At 67.1% G+C, this 17,872-nt stretch carries 5 protein-coding genes; 3 read left to right on the forward strand and 2 right to left on the reverse strand.

The genetic code is table 11. The features are described 5' to 3' along the window. Positions 1-460 precede the first annotated feature (460 nt). The 3 genes from WS54_RS01050 to WS54_RS01060 all read left to right on the forward strand — a co-directional run bounded on the left by WS54_RS01050 (position 461) and on the right by WS54_RS01060 (position 12,076). Positions 461-10,210 (forward strand): YadA-like family protein, encoded by a 9,750-nt coding sequence (locus WS54_RS01050; RefSeq protein ID WP_236872730.1) that lies wholly within the window; start codon positions 461-463, stop codon positions 10,208-10,210. Positions 10,211-10,307: 97 nt separating this feature from the next. Next, positions 10,308-11,030: an OmpA family protein gene (locus WS54_RS01055; protein ID WP_059781650.1), complete on the forward strand. Its 723-nt coding sequence runs from the start codon at positions 10,308-10,310 to the stop codon at positions 11,028-11,030. 326 nt (positions 11,031-11,356) lie between these two features. Further along, positions 11,357-12,076: a response regulator transcription factor gene (locus WS54_RS01060; protein ID WP_059781649.1), complete on the forward strand. Its 720-nt coding sequence runs from the start codon at positions 11,357-11,359 to the stop codon at positions 12,074-12,076. A 75-nt stretch (positions 12,077-12,151) separates the two neighbouring features. Here WS54_RS01060 and WS54_RS01065 read toward each other — a convergent pair whose 3' ends face one another. Further along, a complete protein-coding gene (locus WS54_RS01065) occupies positions 12,152-12,838 on the reverse strand; it encodes a response regulator (RefSeq protein WP_082725095.1) in 687 nt (228 codons plus the stop codon). 238 nt (positions 12,839-13,076) lie between these two features. Beyond that, the gene (locus tag WS54_RS01070; RefSeq protein WP_236872731.1) at positions 13,077-17,651 is read right to left on the reverse strand and encodes an ESPR-type extended signal peptide-containing protein; all 4,575 of its coding nucleotides are present in this window, start codon (positions 17,649-17,651) and stop codon (positions 13,077-13,079) included. Positions 17,652-17,872: the final 221 nt, after the last annotated feature.

A 17,872-nucleotide genomic window follows, 5' to 3' on the forward strand; every position in this document is an offset into this window, starting at 1 on the left:
TACCGTTAAATCAATGCGCTAATCAATGACGCGTGCGGTTCGGGCGGCCGTGGCCGCGTGTTGTCGAAGCGGAACGCGTAGCGATATCCGTGAGCCGTGTGGGAGGGCAGGCGTTGGCACTGCCGGCTCGGGGAACGAGCCAATTATCGGGATGGCAACGCCTTCGGTATGTAGGGCAGTCCGAAGCAATGCGGGCAGGATGGTAGGACCAGTCCTATTTTTGAAGGTCGCCGCGAGTTGCGTTTATACGGCCCGTCGTGTGTTCATGTCAAACGGAACGACGCTGCGAATGGGCGGTATACCCGCAGAATTGTCAGGCATCGTCATATTCAGACCAGTCCTACCAATTTAGTTTCGGGGGCTCCCCGTGTCTGATTATCGAAACCCCGCGCGAAAAATATATTGCCTCAGGTAACTAAAGGTATTTCGTCTCAATCTTTTTTGCTTAGAGGCAATCGATATGAACAAGTCTTATCGGACCGTCTGGAACGCCACGACGGGAACGTGGGCAGCAGCCGAAGAAACGGCGCGCGCACGCGGCAAATCGACTTCGCACGTGAAGTCGGCGATCGCAAGCGCGGTCGCGATGATGGCGGGTGTGGGCGGCGCGATGCCGGCCGATGCATTGGCGCAGGCGGCGAACGGCGCCGGCGGGTTGACCCTGTGCGGTGCGACGGGCGGCGTCAACGGGATGGCCTATGGGTCCGGTACCAGCACGGGCACCGCGCTGACTGCAGCTTGTACCGCGAACTCCAGCCGTCTGAGCCTGAATCATCCGATGGCGTTTCAGCTCTATAACAACACGACGACGACAGGTGGCGGAACCGGTGTGCCGACCGCGGCGACCGAGGTCGGCATCGGCGGCAGCAAGGACGGGCACCTGATGCTGGTGGGTGGGTCGGGCGTGCACATTGCAGGCGCGACGGACTTTGCGAATAACGTCAGCATGACGAACAACCGTATCCAGAACCTCGCGGCAGGTACGGCCGGGACGGATGCGGTCAACGTCAATCAGTTGAATGCGGCGATTTCGGCAGCGGACGATCCGTATGTGGCGTTCCAGACTGGCACGTACGCACCTGGCGTGGCGTCGCAGGCGGTGGGTAGTAGTTCGACCGCTATCGGCCCCGGTGCAACGGCCGGATCGACTTCCGCAGTTGCGCTTGGCGGCGCTGCGAGCGCAGGCTACAACGCCGTGGCGCTCGGCACGATTTCGGCTGCAGGTTACGAAGGAACGGCGGTCGGCGTGCAGGCTAACTCCGGCGGGAATCAATCGGTCGCGGTAGGCCGTGCGGCGAATGCTTCGGCTGCCGGTGCGGTGGCGCTGGGTTCGTTCTCGATTGCCAATCGCGCCAATACCGTTTCCGTGGGCAGTGCCGGCGCAGAGCGCCAGATCGTCAACGTGGCGGCCGGCACGCAGGGCACCGATGCTGTCAACCTCAGCCAGATGAATGCGGCAATCGCGGCAGCGGATCCGTATGTGGCGATCAGCACGGGCTTGTATGGTGCTGCGGCTCCCGCAACTGTGGCGGGTGTCAATAGCGCGGTGGCCGTGGGCGCAAATGCGAGCGCGACCGGTGTATCGGCGGTGGCACTGGGTGGTAATACCGTTGCGAATGCCGATAACGCGATGGCCCTTGGGACGATATCGCGGGCGACTGCTGCCAATACCACCGCGATCGGCGTGGGCAGCAGTGCGACGCAAACGGGCGCGGTGGCGGTTGGGCGTTCCGCGGTCGCCTCGGCTGCCGGCGCAGTCGCGCTGGGGCAGGGTTCCGTTGCGAATCGCGCCAATACCGTTTCTGTCGGCTCTGCCGCCGTTCAGCGCCAGATCACCAACGTCGCCGCAGGCACGGCCACGACGGATGCCGTCAACCTCGGCCAGCTGAACGCCGCCATCGCGGGTGTCGGCGGTACCTCGAACCCGTATGTCAAGGTCAACAGCGGAGGCGCTGCGGCTGCGGCGAACGGCGTGGATTCGATCGCGATCGGCCAGGGCGCCAACACGCGCACCGGATCGACGAACAGCATTGCGATCGGCAATGGCGCCGGGGTGACCAACAACGGCCGGTTTGTCCCCGTCAACGGTATCGCAATCGGTAATAGCGCGCGCGTGGCTGACGGCGATATTTCCGGTGCGACCGGCGCGATTGCGCTGGGTGACTCGGCATTTTCGGTCGGCGGTGGCGGGATCGCGATCGGCGCGAACAGCCGTAACACGAATTCCAATACGGTTGCGCTGGGTAACAATAGTTATGCGACAGGTCCTGGAACCACGGCAATGGGTTCCGGCGCCACAGCGAATTCGGGGTATTCGGTCGCACTGGGCTTGAACGCAACGGCTGCCGGATCGAATGCCGTCGCGTTGGGCGCGAATAGCGTTGCAACGCGCGGTGATGCGGTTTCGATCGGTTCGTCCTCGCTGCAACGCCAGATCACCAACATGGCCGCCGGTACGCAAGCAACCGACGCCGTCAACGTCAGCCAGCTGACGGGCGTGACCCATGCGCTCGGCGGCGGCGCGGCCGTGGGCGCGGATGGCAGCATCACGCAGCCGAAGTATTCGGTCGGCGGCAACGACTACGACAACGTCGGCGACGCACTCGATGCGCTCGCCCAGACGGGCGGCGCGAATGCCGTGAACTACGACGACGCGACGCGCGACACCGTGACGCTGGCCGGCGCGAACGGCACGACGATCACGAACGTGAAGGCGGGCACGCTGTCGGCGACGAGCACCGACGCGGTGAACGGTTCGCAGCTGTTCGCGACGAACCAGAACGTGAGCGACCTGAGCGATGCACTGAAGAATGGCGGCGTGATCGACCCGGTCACGGGTCAATCGCTGGCGGTCGTATACGACGGCGCGGCGAAGGACACGGTGACGCTGGCGGGCGCAAACGGCACGACGCTGACGAACGTGAAGGCCGGCGTGGCCGACATGGACGCGGTGAACGTGAGCCAGCTGAAGGACGCGGGCCTGATCGATCCGACGACGGGCAAGCCGATCGCGGCCGTGACGTACGACCTGAAGGCTGACGGTTCGCCGGACTACGGTTCGGTGACGCTGGGCAACGGCAATGGTCCGGTGAAGGTGACGAACGTGGCTGACGCGACCGGCGACAGCGACGCGCTGAACCTCGGCCAGTTGAAGAAGTCGGGCCTGGTGGGCGACGACGGTCAGGGCAACCTGACGTCGCTGGCGGTGACGTACGACGATGCAACGAAGTCGGGCGTGACGCTGGGCAACGCGGGTACGCCGGTGGCGATCCACAACGTGGCTGACGGCGCGCTGTCGGCGACGAGCAAGGACGCGGTCAACGGTTCGCAGCTGTTCGCGACGAACCAGAACCTGGGCGACCTGAGCGACTCGCTGAAGAATGGCGGCGTGATCGATCCGGCGACGGGTCAGTCGCTGGCCGTGGTGTACGACGGCACGGCAAAGGACACGGTGACGCTGGCCGGCGCAAACGGCACGACGCTGACGAACGTGAAGGCCGGCGTGGCCGACATGGACGCGGTGAACGTGAGCCAGCTGAAGGGCTCGGGCCTGATCGATCCGGTGACGGGTCAGTCGATCGCCGCGGTCACGTACGACCGTAATGCCGACGGCACGCCGAACTACGGCTCGGTGACGCTGGGCCAGGGCAATGCTCCGGTGACGGTGTCGAACGTGGCCGACGGTGCACTGTCGGCGACGAGCAAGGACGCGGTGAACGGCTCGCAGCTGTTCGCGACGAACCAGAACCTGGGCGACCTGAGCGATTCGCTGAAGAACGGCGGCGTGATCGACCCGGCAACGGGCCAGTCGCTGGCCGTGGTCTACGACGACGCGGCGAAGAACCACGTGTCGCTGGGTGGCGCAGGCGCGTCGGCCCCGGTGACGGTGTCGAACGTCGCGGCCGGTGTCGCCGCGACCGACGCGGTCAACGTGCAGCAGATGCAGCAGGCCGTGGCGACGGGCAACCCGTACATCGGCGGCCGCGGCAATGGCGTGGCAGCGCAGGCGACCGGCATCAACGCGGTGGCGCTCGGCCTCGGCTCGCTCGCGAACGAAGTCAACACGATCTCGGTCGGTAACGGCGCGACGGGTCTGCAACGCCGTATCACGAACGTTCAGGACGGTCAGGCCGACAGCGATGCGGCAACCGTCGGCCAGATGAACTCGCTGGTGGGTGCCACGACGTCGTCCGTGCAGACGGCGATCGACGACGCCGGCACGAAGACGCGCTCGGCCATCCAGGCGATGAACGACCGGATCGACGCGATCGGCACGAACGCGGTCGTCGGGACGGATCCGTACGTCAAGGTCGACGGCCAGGGCGACGGCAGCGACAACGCGTTCGTCGGCGCAAACACGGCAGGCGTCGCGATCGGTGCGGAAGCCAGCGCGACCGGTACGACGGCGGTGGCCGTGGGTGCGCAGTCGGTGGCGTCGGGGAATGCGTCACTTGCGTTCGGTGCGGGCGCATCGGCCACGTCTGCGGGCGCGGTTGCCATCGGCGGCGCCAAGGCGACCAGCGCGAACGCGGTCGCACTGGGCAACGGGACGAGCGCGGCGGGCACGGGTGCGGTCGCACTCGGCTTCAACACGGTCGCGGGCGGCAGCAACGCGCTTGCGTTCGGCAACACGGCGCGCGCCAACGGGACGGATTCGGTCGCGTTCGGCCGGCTCGCGCAGGCCAACGTCGCCAACGCCATCGCAATCGGCAGCCAGGCAACGGCCGCGCAGGCGAACTCGATCGCGCTGGGCTCCAGGTCGGTCGCGGACCGCATGGATTCGGTCGCAGTCGGTTCGGCGAATGCGCAGCGCCAGATCATCTACGTGGCAAAGGGTACGGCCGATACGGACGCGGTGAACGTGAGCCAGCTGCGCGATGCGGTGTCCGCGTTCGGCGGCAACGCGTCGGTCCAGCGCGACGGTTCGATCGCGAATCCGACCTACACGGTCGGCGGTACGGCCTATCACAACGTCGGCGATGCGATCGACGCGCTGAGCCAGCTGGGCGGCGGCGGTTCGAATCCGTTTGCCGTGACCTACGCGAAGAACCCGGATGGCTCGGCGAACTTCGAGCTGGTCTCGCTGGCCGGCCCGAACGGCACCAAGATCACGAACGTGCAGGCCGGTGACGTGAGCGCCACCAGCACGGACGCGGTCAACGGCTCGCAGCTGTACAGCACGGCGAAGGGCGTGGCCGATTCGCTCGGCGGCGGCGCGACGGCGAACAGCGACGGCAGCTTTGCTCCGCCGGCGTACACGCTGACCGATCCGGCAGGTACCGGCACGGTTACCTACAACAACGTGGGCGACGCACTGGACAACCTCGACAGCCGGACGGTCGTGAACACCGGCGCCATCGCCGACGTGAAGGACCAGCTGGCGGATAGCGGCCTGGTCGATGCGAACGGCGATACGCGTGCGGTCGTCACGTACGACAAGAACGCGGACGGCTCGCCGAACTACGGTTCGGTGACGCTGGGCGACGGCCATGGTCCGGTGAAGGTGACGAACGTGGCGGACGGCACGCTGTCGGCGACGAGCACGGACGCGGTGAACGGTGCGCAACTGTTCGCGACGAACGAGCAAGTGGGCCAGAACACGACCAACATCACGAACCTGACGAACAACCTGAACAACGGGACGATCGGTCTCGTGCAGCAGGATCAGGCGTCGCGCGACATCACGGTGGCGGCCGCAACGGACGGCACGAAGGTGAACTTCGCCGGTACGGCGGGCAACCGCGTGCTGACGGGCGTGGCGGCGGGCGCCGTGAATGCGACGAGCGTCGACGCGGTGAACGGTGCGCAGCTGCATGGCGTGTCGAGCAGCGTGGCGGCATCGCTGGGCGGCGGTTCGAGCGTGGGCGCGGACGGTTCGCTGGTGCAGCCGTCGTACACGGTCAACGGCAATACGTACAACAACGTGGGCGACGCGATCGACGCGGCAGCACGCTCCGGCTCGACGGATCCGAACTCGGTGCAATACGACGGCGCGGCCCATGACCGGGTGACGCTGGGCGGTACGGCTTCGACGACGCCGGTGACGCTGACGAACGTGGCGGACGGTACGCTGTCGGCGACGAGCACGGATGCTGTCAACGGTTCGCAGCTGTTCGCGACGAACCAGAACGTGAGCGACCTGAGCGATTCGCTGAAGAACGGCGGCGTGATCGATCCGATCACGGGTAAGTCGCTGGCGGTCGTGTACGACGGCGCGGCGAAGGACACGGTGACGCTGGCCGGCGCGAACGGCACGACGCTGACGAACGTGAAGGCCGGCGTGGCCGATATGGACGCGGTGAACGTGAGCCAGCTGAAGGGTTCGGGCCTGATCGATCCGGTGACGGGTCAGCCGATCGCGGCCGTGACGTACGACCAGAAGGCGGACGGCACGCCGGACTACGGTTCGGTGACGCTGGGCAACGGCAATGGTCCGGTGAAGGTGACGAACGTGGCTGACGCGAAGGGCGACAGCGACGCGCTGAACCTCGGCCAGTTGAAGAAGTCGGGCCTGGTGGGCGATGACGGCCAGGGCAACCTGACGTCGCTGGCGGTGACGTACGACGACGCAACGAAGTCGGGCGTGACGCTGGGCAACGCCGGTACGCCGGTGGCGATCCACAACGTGGCCGACGGTGCACTGTCGGCGACGAGCAAGGACGCGGTGAACGGCTCGCAGCTGTTCGCGACGAACCAGAACCTGGGCGACCTGAGCGATTCGCTGAAGAATGGCGGCGTGATCGATCCGGTGACGGGCGAATCGCTGGCGGTCGTCTATGACGGCAAGGCGAAGGACTCGGTGACGCTGGGTAATGCCGGTACGCCGGTGGCGATCCACAACGTGGCGGACGGCGTGCTGTCGGCGACGAGCAAGGACGCGGTGAACGGCTCGCAGCTGTTCGCGACGAACCAGAACCTGGGCGACCTGAGCGACTCGCTGAAGAACGGCGGCGTGATCGATCCGATCACGGGTCAATCGCTGGCCGTGGTGTACGACAACGCGGCGAAGAACCACGTGACGCTGGGCGGTGCGGGTTCGACGGGCCTGGTGACGCTGTCGAACGTGGCGGAAGGCGCGGTGGACACGGATGCGGTCAACTTTGGCCAGTTGAAGGACTACGTTGCCAAGAACCCCGGCGGCCCGGGCAATCCGCTTGCAGTCGCCTACGACGACGCAACGCGCGGCACGGTGACGCTGGGTGGCGGCGCGGCCGGCACGACGGTCACGAACGTGAAGGCGGGCACGCTGTCGGCGACGAGCACCGACGCGGTGAACGGTTCGCAGCTGTTCGCGACGAACCAGAACGTGAGCGACCTGAGCGATGCACTGAAGAATGGCGGCGTGATCGACCCGGTCACGGGTCAATCGCTGGCGGTCGTATACGACGGCGCGGCGAAGGACACGGTGACGCTGGCGGGCGCAAACGGCACGACGCTGACGAACGTGAAGGCCGGCGTGGCCGACATGGACGCGGTGAACGTGAGCCAGCTGAAGGACGCGGGCCTGATCGATCCGACGACGGGCAAGCCGATCGCGGCCGTGACGTACGACCTGAAGGCTGACGGTTCGCCGGACTACGGTTCGGTGACGCTGGGCAACGGCAATGGTCCGGTGAAGGTGACGAACGTGGCTGACGCGACCGGCGACAGCGACGCGATGAACCTCGGCCAGTTGAAGCAGGCCGGCCTGGTGGGCGAAGACGGCCAGGGCAACCTGACGTCGCTGGCCGTGACGTACGACGACGCAACGAAGTCGGGCGTGACGCTGGGCAACGCCGGTACGCCGGTGGCGATCCACAACGTGGCGGACGGCGTGCTGTCGGCGACGAGCAAGGACGCGGTCAACGGCTCGCAGCTGTTCGCGACGAACCAGAACCTGGGCGACCTGAGCGATTCGCTGAAGAACGGCGGCGTGATCGATCCGGTGACGGGTCAGTCGCTGGCAGTCGTGTACGACAGCGCGGCGAAGGACACGGTCACGCTGGGCGGCGCGAACGCATCGGCCCCGGTTCAACTGAAGAACGTGGCAGCCGGCGCGGACGACACCGACGCGGTGAACGTGGCCCAGCTGAAGGACGTGGGCCTTGTCGCGCCGATCGATCCGACGAATCCGGGCGCAGGTCTGGCCTCGCTCGCGGTGACGTACGGCAAGCACGCGGACGGCTCGGCGAACTTCGACGAAGTCAAGCTGGCCGGCGCGAACGGCACGACGATCACGAACGTGAAGGCGGGTGCGGTGACGGAAACGAGCACGGACGCGATCAACGGTGCGCAGCTGCACGGTGTGTCGCAGAGCGTGGCCGATTCGCTGGGCGGCGGCTCGACCGTCGGCGCGGACGGCACCGTGACGAACCCGACGTACTCGCTGGCCGATCCGGCGGACGCATCGCAGAAGCAGGACTACCACAACGTGGGCGACGCGCTGGCGAACCTCGATGGCCGTACCGTGGACAACACGAAGAACATCACGGTCATCAAGAACCAGCTGTCGGACTCGGGCCTGGTGGATCCGGTGACGGGTCAGTCGATCGCGGCGGTGACGTACGACCGCAAGGCGGACGGCACGCCGGACTACGGTTCGGTGACGCTGGGTAACGGCAACGGCCCGGTGAAGTTGTCGAACGTCGCGGACGGCGTGGCGCGCAACGACGCGGTCAACGTCGGCCAGCTTCAGGACGCAGGTCTTGTCGCGCCGATCGATCCGAACAAGCCGGGCACGATGACGTCGCTCGCGGTGACGTACGGCAAGAACACCGACGGTTCGGCAAACTTCGACCAGGTGATGCTGGCCGGCAAGAGCGGCACGACGATCTCGAACGTGAAGGCGGGCGCGGTGACGGCCACCAGCATGGACGCGGTCAACGGCGCACAGCTGCACGGCGTCGCGCAGAGCGTGGCCGATTCGCTGGGCGGCGGTTCGACGGTCGATCCGGACGGCAAGGTGACGAGCCCGACGTACGTGGTCAACAAGCAGACGTTCAACAACGTCGGCGATGCGATCACGAACATCTCGAACAGTCTCGTGGACGGTTCGATCGGTCTGGTCCAGCAGGACGCGACGACGCGCGACATCACGGTCGCGAAGGACACGGACGGTACGACCGTGGACTTCACCGGCACCGCGGGCGACCGCGTGCTGACCGGCGTGGCCGCGGGTGCGGTGAGCGCGACGAGCCACGACGCGATCAACGGATCGCAGCTGTATGGCACCGCGCAGAGCGTCGCGGACACCATCGGCGGCGGCACGACGGTCGGCGCGGACGGCAAGCTCGCGAACACGGCGATCGAAGTGAACGGCAACAAGTACTCGACCGTCGAGCAGGCGGTGCAGGCCGCGGCCGCGTATGGCGCGACCGATTCGCTGGCGGTGCGTTACGACCTGAACCGCGACGGCTCGCCGAACTACGGTTCGGTGACGCTGGGCGGCACGGGTGCGGCACCGGTGATCCTGACCAACGTCGCGGACGGTGTGAACAAGTACGACGCCGTCAACTTCGGGCAGTTGTCCGAGCTGAACGACAAGATCGGCGACATGGACGGCCGCGTCGGTGCGCTCGAGCAGAACCCGGGCAACGGCGGCGGTTCGGGCGACAACCCGTACTTCGCGGGCACGGACGTCACGGCGGGTTCGTCGACGGCGGCCAATGCCGGCACCGGCACGGGCAACACGGCGGCCGGCTCGGGCGCGAACATCGGCAGCGGCGCGAACAACGCGACCGTGATCGGTTCGAACGCGAGCGCCACGCAGGACAGCGGCACGGCGATTGGCTCAGGTGCGAAGAGCACCGCCGAAGGTGCGGTCGCGATCGGTGCCGGGTCGGTGGCGAACGAAGCCAATACCGTCTCGTTCGGCAACGGCACGGATGACGGCAACCGCCGGATCGTCAACATCGCGGACGGTATCAACGCAACCGATGCGGCGTCGAAGGGTCAGCTCGATCGCGCGGTCGGCGGTCTGCAAGGGCAGATCAACGACGTGTCGAAGAACGCGTACTCGGGTATCGCGGCAGCGACTGCGCTGACGATGATTCCGGGCGTCGATGCGGGCAAGACGCTGTCGTTCGGCGTCGGCGGCGCGACCTACAAGGGCTATCAGGCAGTGGCGTTCGGCGGCGAAGCCCGCATCACGCAGAACCTGAAGATGAAGGCCGGCGTGGGTCTGTCGAGCGGCGGCAACACCGTCGGCGTGGGTGCGTCGTACCAGTGGTAAGGCGCCAGGGCGGGGCGTGAGCCCCGCCCGCGCCACACCGCATCGTTCCATTCATTCATAACCATTCTGGCGTCCGCCTCCGGGCGGACGACTCATCATGACCATCAAATCCTTGTTCTTGCGCGCCACGTCGATCGGCGCGATCGCGCTGGCGCTCGGCGCGTGCACGACCCAGTCGGGGCCGACCTACGACATCCGCGCGGTGTCGATGCCGGGCAAACCGGACAACATTTTCCGCGTGAGCTGCGACGGGCTGCTCGGCAGCGCGAATTCGTGCGCACGCGCGGCGGAGGAATTCTGCCGCGGCCAGGGCTTCACGCCGCTCGAGATGATCGACCGCGTGCGCTCGGGCGCACCGATGAAGGACCCGCGCGAGATCACGTTCATGTGCGGCAAGCCGCAGCCGGCCCCACAGCCCGCGCCGCAACCGCAAGCCCAGCCGCAACCCGCGCCGCAGCCGGCGCCGGCGCCGCAGCGCCAGGTGCTGCTGCAGGGCGACGCGAACTTCGCGACCGACAGCGCGGTGCTCACGCCGCAAGCGCGCCGCGATCTCGACCGCTTCCTCGACATCAATCGCGGCGTGACGTTCTCGCGTGTCGCGATCACCGGCTTCACCGATTCGACGGGCAGCGCGGCGCACAACCGCGCGCTGTCGGAAGCGCGTGCGCGCACGGTCGTGAACTACCTGCGCTCGAACGGGCTCCAGGCTCGCGAGTTCGCGGCCGAAGGGCTCGGCGCGGCGGATCCGGTCGCGTCGAACGCGACGCCGGACGGCCGCGCGCAGAACCGCCGCGTCGAGATCCGTCTCGACGTGAAGTAACGCAATACGGAATACGCAGCGCCGGCATGCCGGCGTTGTCGATGCCGGCGCCGGCCACGAACCGGCGCCCGGGCGGCGCGTAACGGATCATGGTGTACGCGCGTTGACGGCAGGCTTCAGGCCGCCGGCTCCAGAAGAGCCGGCGGCCTGTTTCTTTTGGGGCGGGCAAAACGCGCCGGCGGCCGGCCGCGGTCCGCGGATGGAGTCGGCTCTCGGTTTCATGCGAAGATAGCGCCCAATCACGATCCGGAACGGCGCGCACGCGCCGTCACCGGCAACCGGGCGGCCGTTCGGCCGCCGCGCCTCGCGGGGACAACCGGACGACTATGGGAAGCTATCAAATTCGTGTGGTATTGGCCGACGATCATCCGGCGCTGCTCGCCGGCGTCAAGCACGGCCTGTCGTCGGTGCCGACGATTCAGCTCGCCGGCACCGCCGGCAATTCGGACGAACTGGTCGCGCTGCTCGACACCGGCGCGTGCGACGTCGTCGTGTCCGACTATGCGATGCCTGGCGGCGGTCACGGCGACGGCATCGCGCTGTTTTCCTACCTGCAGCGCCGCTATCCGGACGTCAAGCTCGTCGTGCTGACCATGCTCGACAACGCGGCCGTGGTCGGCGCGCTGTTGCGCCTCGGTATCGTGTGCATCGTCAGCAAATCCGACACGACCGACCATTTGATTCCGGCGATTCATGCCGCCGCGACGGGCGGTTCCTACTATTCGCCGTCGGTCGAAACGGTTGTGCGCACGCTGGGCACGCATTCGAGCGCGCGCTTCGCCGACCAGGCGCCGGAACTGAGCAACCGCGAGATCGAGGTCGTGCGGATGTACGCGTCGGGCATGACGGTCAACGAAATCGCGGAGAAACTGAGCCGCAGCAAGAAAACCATCAGCACGCAGAAGGCGCGCGCGATGCAGAAGCTGGGCATCGACAAGGACATCGATCTGCTGCGCTATGCGATCGAGCACGGCATCGTGGCCGCGTCGGGCAGCGAAGGGAAGGGCACGGAAGAAGCGGGCGGGGAGCGGCACGACGGCGCGTGAGCGCCGCCGGCACTTGCGCGCGGTCGGCCGGGCAAGCCGGCGGCCGGCGCGGGCAGGATGGAATCCGGCTCGAAATCAGGGTGCCGGATCGACCGGCAGCATCGCGCTGCCCGGATCGGCCACCAGCCCACACGCGATCGCGTAGCGCACCACGTCGACATCGCGCTCCAGACCGAGCTTCTGCATGGCCGAGCTTTTTTGCGTGCTGATGGTTTTCTTGCTGCGATTGAGCTTGTCCGCGATCTCGTTCACCGACAAACCCGACGCGAACAGGCGCACGACTTCGGCCTCGCGTACCGACAGCGTCGGCGTCTTGTTCGGCGTCGTGCCGATCTGGCGCAGCGCGCGGTCCATCGACGGCGACAGGTAGCGGCCGTTCGTATAAGCGGCATGGATCGCCATCGTCAGGTGATTGGTCATGTCCGACTTGCTGACGAGGCAATGGATGCCGAGGTCGATCAGGCCGCGCAGCGCGACCGCGTTCTCCAGCATCGTCATCACGACGATCTTCAGGTTCGGGTGGCGCTTCAGGACCGCGCTGAACAGCGTGATCCCGTCGCCGTGTTCGGTGCCTGGCATCGCATAGTCGGACACCAGCACGTCGCACGGATGGGCAGCGAGCGCTTCCATCAGCGCGGTCGAGTCGTGCGCGGTCGTGACGACGGACACGGTGTGCGATGCCGACAGTTCGTATTGCGCGCCGACGACGATCGCCGGATGGTCATCGGCAATGATGATGCGGATGGGGAAGCTTCTCATGATGTAGGTCTCGGTTGTCGCGCGGCATAACCCGGCGCGCGTGTATTCATGCCCGATGCATTGCGGGTAAGAACCGGTGCGCATGCGTGACGGAGCCGGCCTCGCGGCCCGGCGCCCGCAGATGCGCCCGACGACCGGTGGCGGCTCGCTGGGAACCGCCACCGGTCGTCGGACGAAGCAGCGGGGGGAATTGCTCCCCCCGCTTGCGTTGCAAGGCGCCGCGGGCAGCGGCGCCGTGCGGTCAGAACTCGTAGCCGACTTGCGCACGCACGCCTGCATCGCCCGTCGACGTGACGGACAGCGCGCCGTTCATCAGCCACTTGCCGTCGCGCGTCCGGTAGGTCGCGCCGGCCGCCACTGCCGAGCCGCTCTTGTAGTTCGCGGCGCCCACGGCCACCACCGTCTTGCCCGGCTGCGACGGCGCCAGGTTCGGCATCGCCATCGCCGCGGCCACACCGGCGTACGCGTTTTTCGCGACGTCGTTGATCATGCGGTTGGTTTCGCCGAAGCGTTGATCCATCTGGCGCACGTTCACGGCGTCGGTCGGCGCGGTGCCGTCCGCGACGTTCGTGATCTGACGTTCGTTGCCGGCCGAACCGACCGACACCGCGTTGTCGCGATCCGCGACCGAACCCTGGCCGATTGCGACCGAGCCGCTGCCGGTCGCGACCGAGCCCTGGCCGATCGCCGTGCTGTCCGAACCCGACGCGACGGAGCCCTGGCCGACGGCGGTGCCGTTCGAACCCGATGCGGCCGACCCTTGCCCGATCGCCGTGCCGTTGCTGCCGGTCGCGGCAGAACCCTGACCGAAGGCCGAGCCGTTGTCGCCGGAAGCAACCGAGCCCTGGCCGACTGCCGAGCTGTTGCTGCCCGACGCGTTCGCGCCGTCGCCGACCACCAGCGAACCGTCGCCGCCCGTGCCCGTGCCGGGGCCCATGCCGCCGCCCGAGCCGCCGCCGTTGCCGGGGTTCTGCTCGAGTGCGCCGACACGGCCGTCCATGGCTGCATACTGCTGCGCGAACTGCTGCTGCAGGTCGTACAGCTGGCCGCCGTTCACCGCGTCCATGCTGCCCGACGCGATCAGCCCCGGCGCGACGTTGTGCAGCGCCGTGCCGCCCGAGCCGCCGAAGGTCACGCTGCCGAGCGTGATGTCGTCGTAGGTCACGGCCGCGATTTCCTTGCCCGTGTAGTCGATCAGGCCCGTCGCCTTCAGCTGCGCGATCGTCACGGCGTCGTCGTCGTTCACGCCGTTGGCGACGCCGCTCAACGTCCGTGCACCGCCGGTGCCGGCGAAGCTGATCGACGAACCGCCCGTCGTCGCGCCGACCGTGATCGCACCCGTTGTCGGGTCCTGCTGCACGAGGCCGATCTGGCCCGCCGCGAGCTGCTGGTTGATGTTCGTGATGTCGCCTTCGTTGATCGTCACGCGGCCGTCGAGGTTCGTCACGGCGTCGCCGACGTTATGAACCGCGGTCGTGCCGCCATTGCCGTCGCCGACCGTGAAGCTCGGTGCCGTGATCGAGCCGTCCGGGTTGACTTGCGAGCCTGCGCCGATCGCATCGGCGACGCTTTGCGACACGCCGTGCAGCTGCGAACCGTTGATGGCTTCGTTGCTCGTCGCCGACACTTCACCCGCGTCCACGCCGGCCAGCTTGCGCACGCCGTCCGTGCCGGTGAAGTCGACAGCCTTGCCGTCGGTGCCCTTCGCGACCGTGATGTCGCGCGTCGTTACGTCCTGCTGGACGAGGCCGACTGTGCCGTTGCCGATCTGGTCGGCGAGGTTCTTGATGTCGCCTTCGTTGACGGTTACGCGGCCGTCGAGGTTCGTCACGACGTCGCCGACGTTATGAACCGTGGTCGTGCCGCCGTTGCCGTCACCGACGGTAAAGCTCGGAGCGGTGATGGAGCCGTCCGCGTTGACTTGCGAACCTGCGCCGATGGCATCGGCGACGCTTTGCGACACACCGTGCAGTTGCGAGCCGTTGATCGCTTCGTTGCTCGTCGCCGACACGTCGCCTGCCGCCACGCCGGCCAGCTTGCGGTCGCCGGCCGTGCCCGTGAAGTTCACCGTCGTGCCGTCGGTGTGCTGAGCGACCGTGATGTCGCGCGTCGTTACGTCCTGCTGGACGAGACCGACAGTGCCGTTGCCGATCTGATCGGCGAGGTTCTTGATGTCGCCTTCGTTGACGGTTACGCGGCCGTCGAGGTTCGTCACGGCGTCGCCGACGTTATGAACCGTGGTCGTGCCGCCGTTGCCGTCGCCGACCGTGAAGCTCGGAGCGGTGATGGTGCCGTCCGGGTTGACCTGCGAGCCGGCGCCGATCGCGTCGGCAACGCTTTGCGACACGCCGTGCAGCTGCGAACCGTTGATGGCTTCGTGGCTCGTCGCCGACACTTCGCCCGCGTCCACGCCAGCCAGCTTGCGCACGCCGTCCGTGCCGGTGAAGTCGACAACCTTGCCGTCCGTGCCCTTCGCAACCGTGATGTCGCGCGTCGTTACGTCCTGCTGGACGAGGCCGACGGTGCCGTTGCCGATCTGGTCGGCGAGGTTCTTGATGTCGCCTTCGTTGACGGTTACGCGGCCGTCGAGGTTCGTCACGACGTCGCCGACGTTATGAACCGTGGTCGTGCCGCCGTTGCCGTCACCGACGGTAAAGCTCGGAGCCGTGATCGAGCCGTCCGCGTTGACCTGCGAGCCTGCGCCGATCGCATCGGCGACGCTTTGCGACACGCCGTGCAGTTGCGAACCGTTGATCGCTTCGTTGCTGGTCGCCGACACGTCGCCCGCGTCCACGCCGGTCAGCTTGCGCACGCCGTCCGTACCGGTGAAGTCGACAGCCTTGCCGTCCGTATCCTTCGCGACCGTGATAGTGCGCGTCGTTGCATCCTGCTGGACGATACCGATCGTGCCGCTCGCCAGGTCGCCGAGCTGGTTGTTGATTTTCGTGATATCGGTCGTGTTCTGCGCGATGTTGCCCTTCGCGGTGGTCAGTTCGCCGTCGAGCGCGCCGAGCGCGCCGCCGACCGTCGTCTGCGTGCCGCCGTTCACGAGCGTGTACGTCGGGCCGGTCACGGCGCCCGTGTTCGGATCGATCGCTGCGCCACCGCCGAGTGCGGTCACGACCGGCGTGAGCTGCGACACGTTCACGGCGTCGGTTGCCTTCGTACCGGCGGCCATGTTGGTGATCTGGCGTTGCAGCGTGCCGTTGCCGACCGATACGCTGTTGTCGCGATCGGTGGTCGAGCTGACGCCGATCGCAACCGATTCGGCATGCCCCGCCGATGCGGCAACGCCAAGCGCGATCGCGTGTTCCGCCGTCGCTTCCGCATAGGCGCCGATTGCGGTGGCTGCGCCGCCCGAAGCCGACGTAAAGAAGCCGAGGGAGGTCGTGTTCCGGGCGGTCGCGACTGCGTCGTTACCGAGAGCCGTTGCGCCGCCGAAGGTGGCTTGCGCGTTGCCGCCGATGGCCATTGCCCCGCCGGTGGCTACCGCGGCGGTGGCTGTGGACGGATTGATCTTGACGTACGTGTCGTCGATCTTGGGCGCGAGCGCGGCGTTCATCTGGCCGAGGTTGACGGCGTCGGTGTCTTGCGTGCCGGCGGCCATGTTGACGATCTGGCGGTTGAAGCTCTTGCCTGTCAGATCGCTACCGACCGATACAGCCGCCGCCCGATTCGTATACGACATGGCGCCAAGTGCCACCGACGCACCGCTTGCATCGATATTGTTCGTCACGCCGACGCCAGCGCCACCACCGATCGCCACGTTGCCGCCACCATTCGTATAGCGGGCAAGCACGAGGTTGGCGGTGGTCGCGCCGGATGCTGACGCATATTCACCGATGGCAATCTGGCCGCTCTCCGCGGCACGTGTCGAGACCCCGGATGCCACGGCACCGATCCCGCCGGCAATCGCGTCACCGCCGAGTGCGATTGCACCGTTACCGGAAGCGGTCGCACCGCCACCCAGGGCGGTAGCGGCGCCACCCGTCGCGCTCGCATTGCCCATTGCCTTGCCGATGGCAGTGGTGCCGTCGGTCGCGGCAGCAGGAACCGCGATCGCCGCCATCGTGCCGATGGCATCGGTGCCGATCGAGCGGGTATCGATGGCAACCGTGCCAACCGTCTTCACTTGGCACACGCCGGCAGCGTCCAGCGTGCCGCTCTTGTCGTCGTCCGTGGTGCACGCGTCGGCCGCAAACGCACCGCCGATCGAAGCACCGCCCAGTGCGAGCGCGACCACGGCCTGACGTGCCGCACGCGCCGAGCCCTTCGAACGCGACTTCGCCGTTTCGGCCACCGCCGTCCACGTGCCCGTCGCCGCGTTCCAGATATTCCGATATGTCTTGTTCATTTCCCTACTCCTTTCAGTTTGTCGGGGTACTGAAAGAATGGTAGGGATTGGGCCTGTCCTAATCTGTCGTCCGAGGCTGAATCGCCGAGCGGTGTTCGTAAGGCGAGTCCTACACGCCAGAACGACGGGACGGCGCGGCGCGCGCAGTGGCTGCCGGATCGAGCCGGCGCACGCGGGCACGCCGCGGCGATGTGAAATGGAACAGGGAGGAGACGGTCGCACCGCACGCATGTCGCGTACTACTCGAAGCGCCGGGGTGACGAAACGCGGATTGACCATTCGAGCGGAAGTTCGATGCAAGGCGGCCGGATCGCCGCGACTCACGAGCGCGCCGGTGCGGCGCGGACAGGCGTGAAAGCGCGTTTGCGTCCGCGTGCACGGAGACGACGGATTGCGGGGCGGGCGCTCGGTGTTCGCATCTGGCAGCGTTTGCGTATCGATACCAACACCCATCTCTGTCATGGCCGCGCCCACCGGCCATCACCGAACGCCCGCGCCGCAATCCGCAGCCGAAACGCGCGTGCCGTGCAACATAGAACGCCGCCGGCATCACGTCAGGACAGCTTACCGGTAACATTCGCGGCAACCAATCAGACTGGGCTGATTCTTGAACCGGATTCGCAGGTGCTTGCGTATCGCGGTATCGATGCGCGAGCGGCCTGCGGACGGCCATAAAAAAGCGA

The sequence above is a fragment of the Burkholderia sp. NRF60-BP8 genome (assembly GCF_001522585.2).
Taxonomy (GTDB): Bacteria; Pseudomonadota; Gammaproteobacteria; order Burkholderiales; family Burkholderiaceae; genus Burkholderia.

Bases quoted from the DNA above. Each gene is read 5' to 3' on its own strand.
- WS54_RS01050 (WP_236872730.1), top strand. From the start codon at position 461: ATGAACAAGTCTTATCGGACCGTCTGGAACGCCACGACGGGAACGTGG.
- WS54_RS01055 (WP_059781650.1), top strand. From the start codon at position 10,308: ATGACCATCAAATCCTTGTTCTTGCGCGCCACGTCGATCGGCGCGATC.
- WS54_RS01060 (WP_059781649.1), top strand. From the start codon at position 11,357: ATGGGAAGCTATCAAATTCGTGTGGTATTGGCCGACGATCATCCGGCG.
- WS54_RS01070 (WP_236872731.1), bottom strand. From the start codon at position 17,651: ATGACAGAGATGGGTGTTGGTATCGATACGCAAACGCTGCCAGATGCG.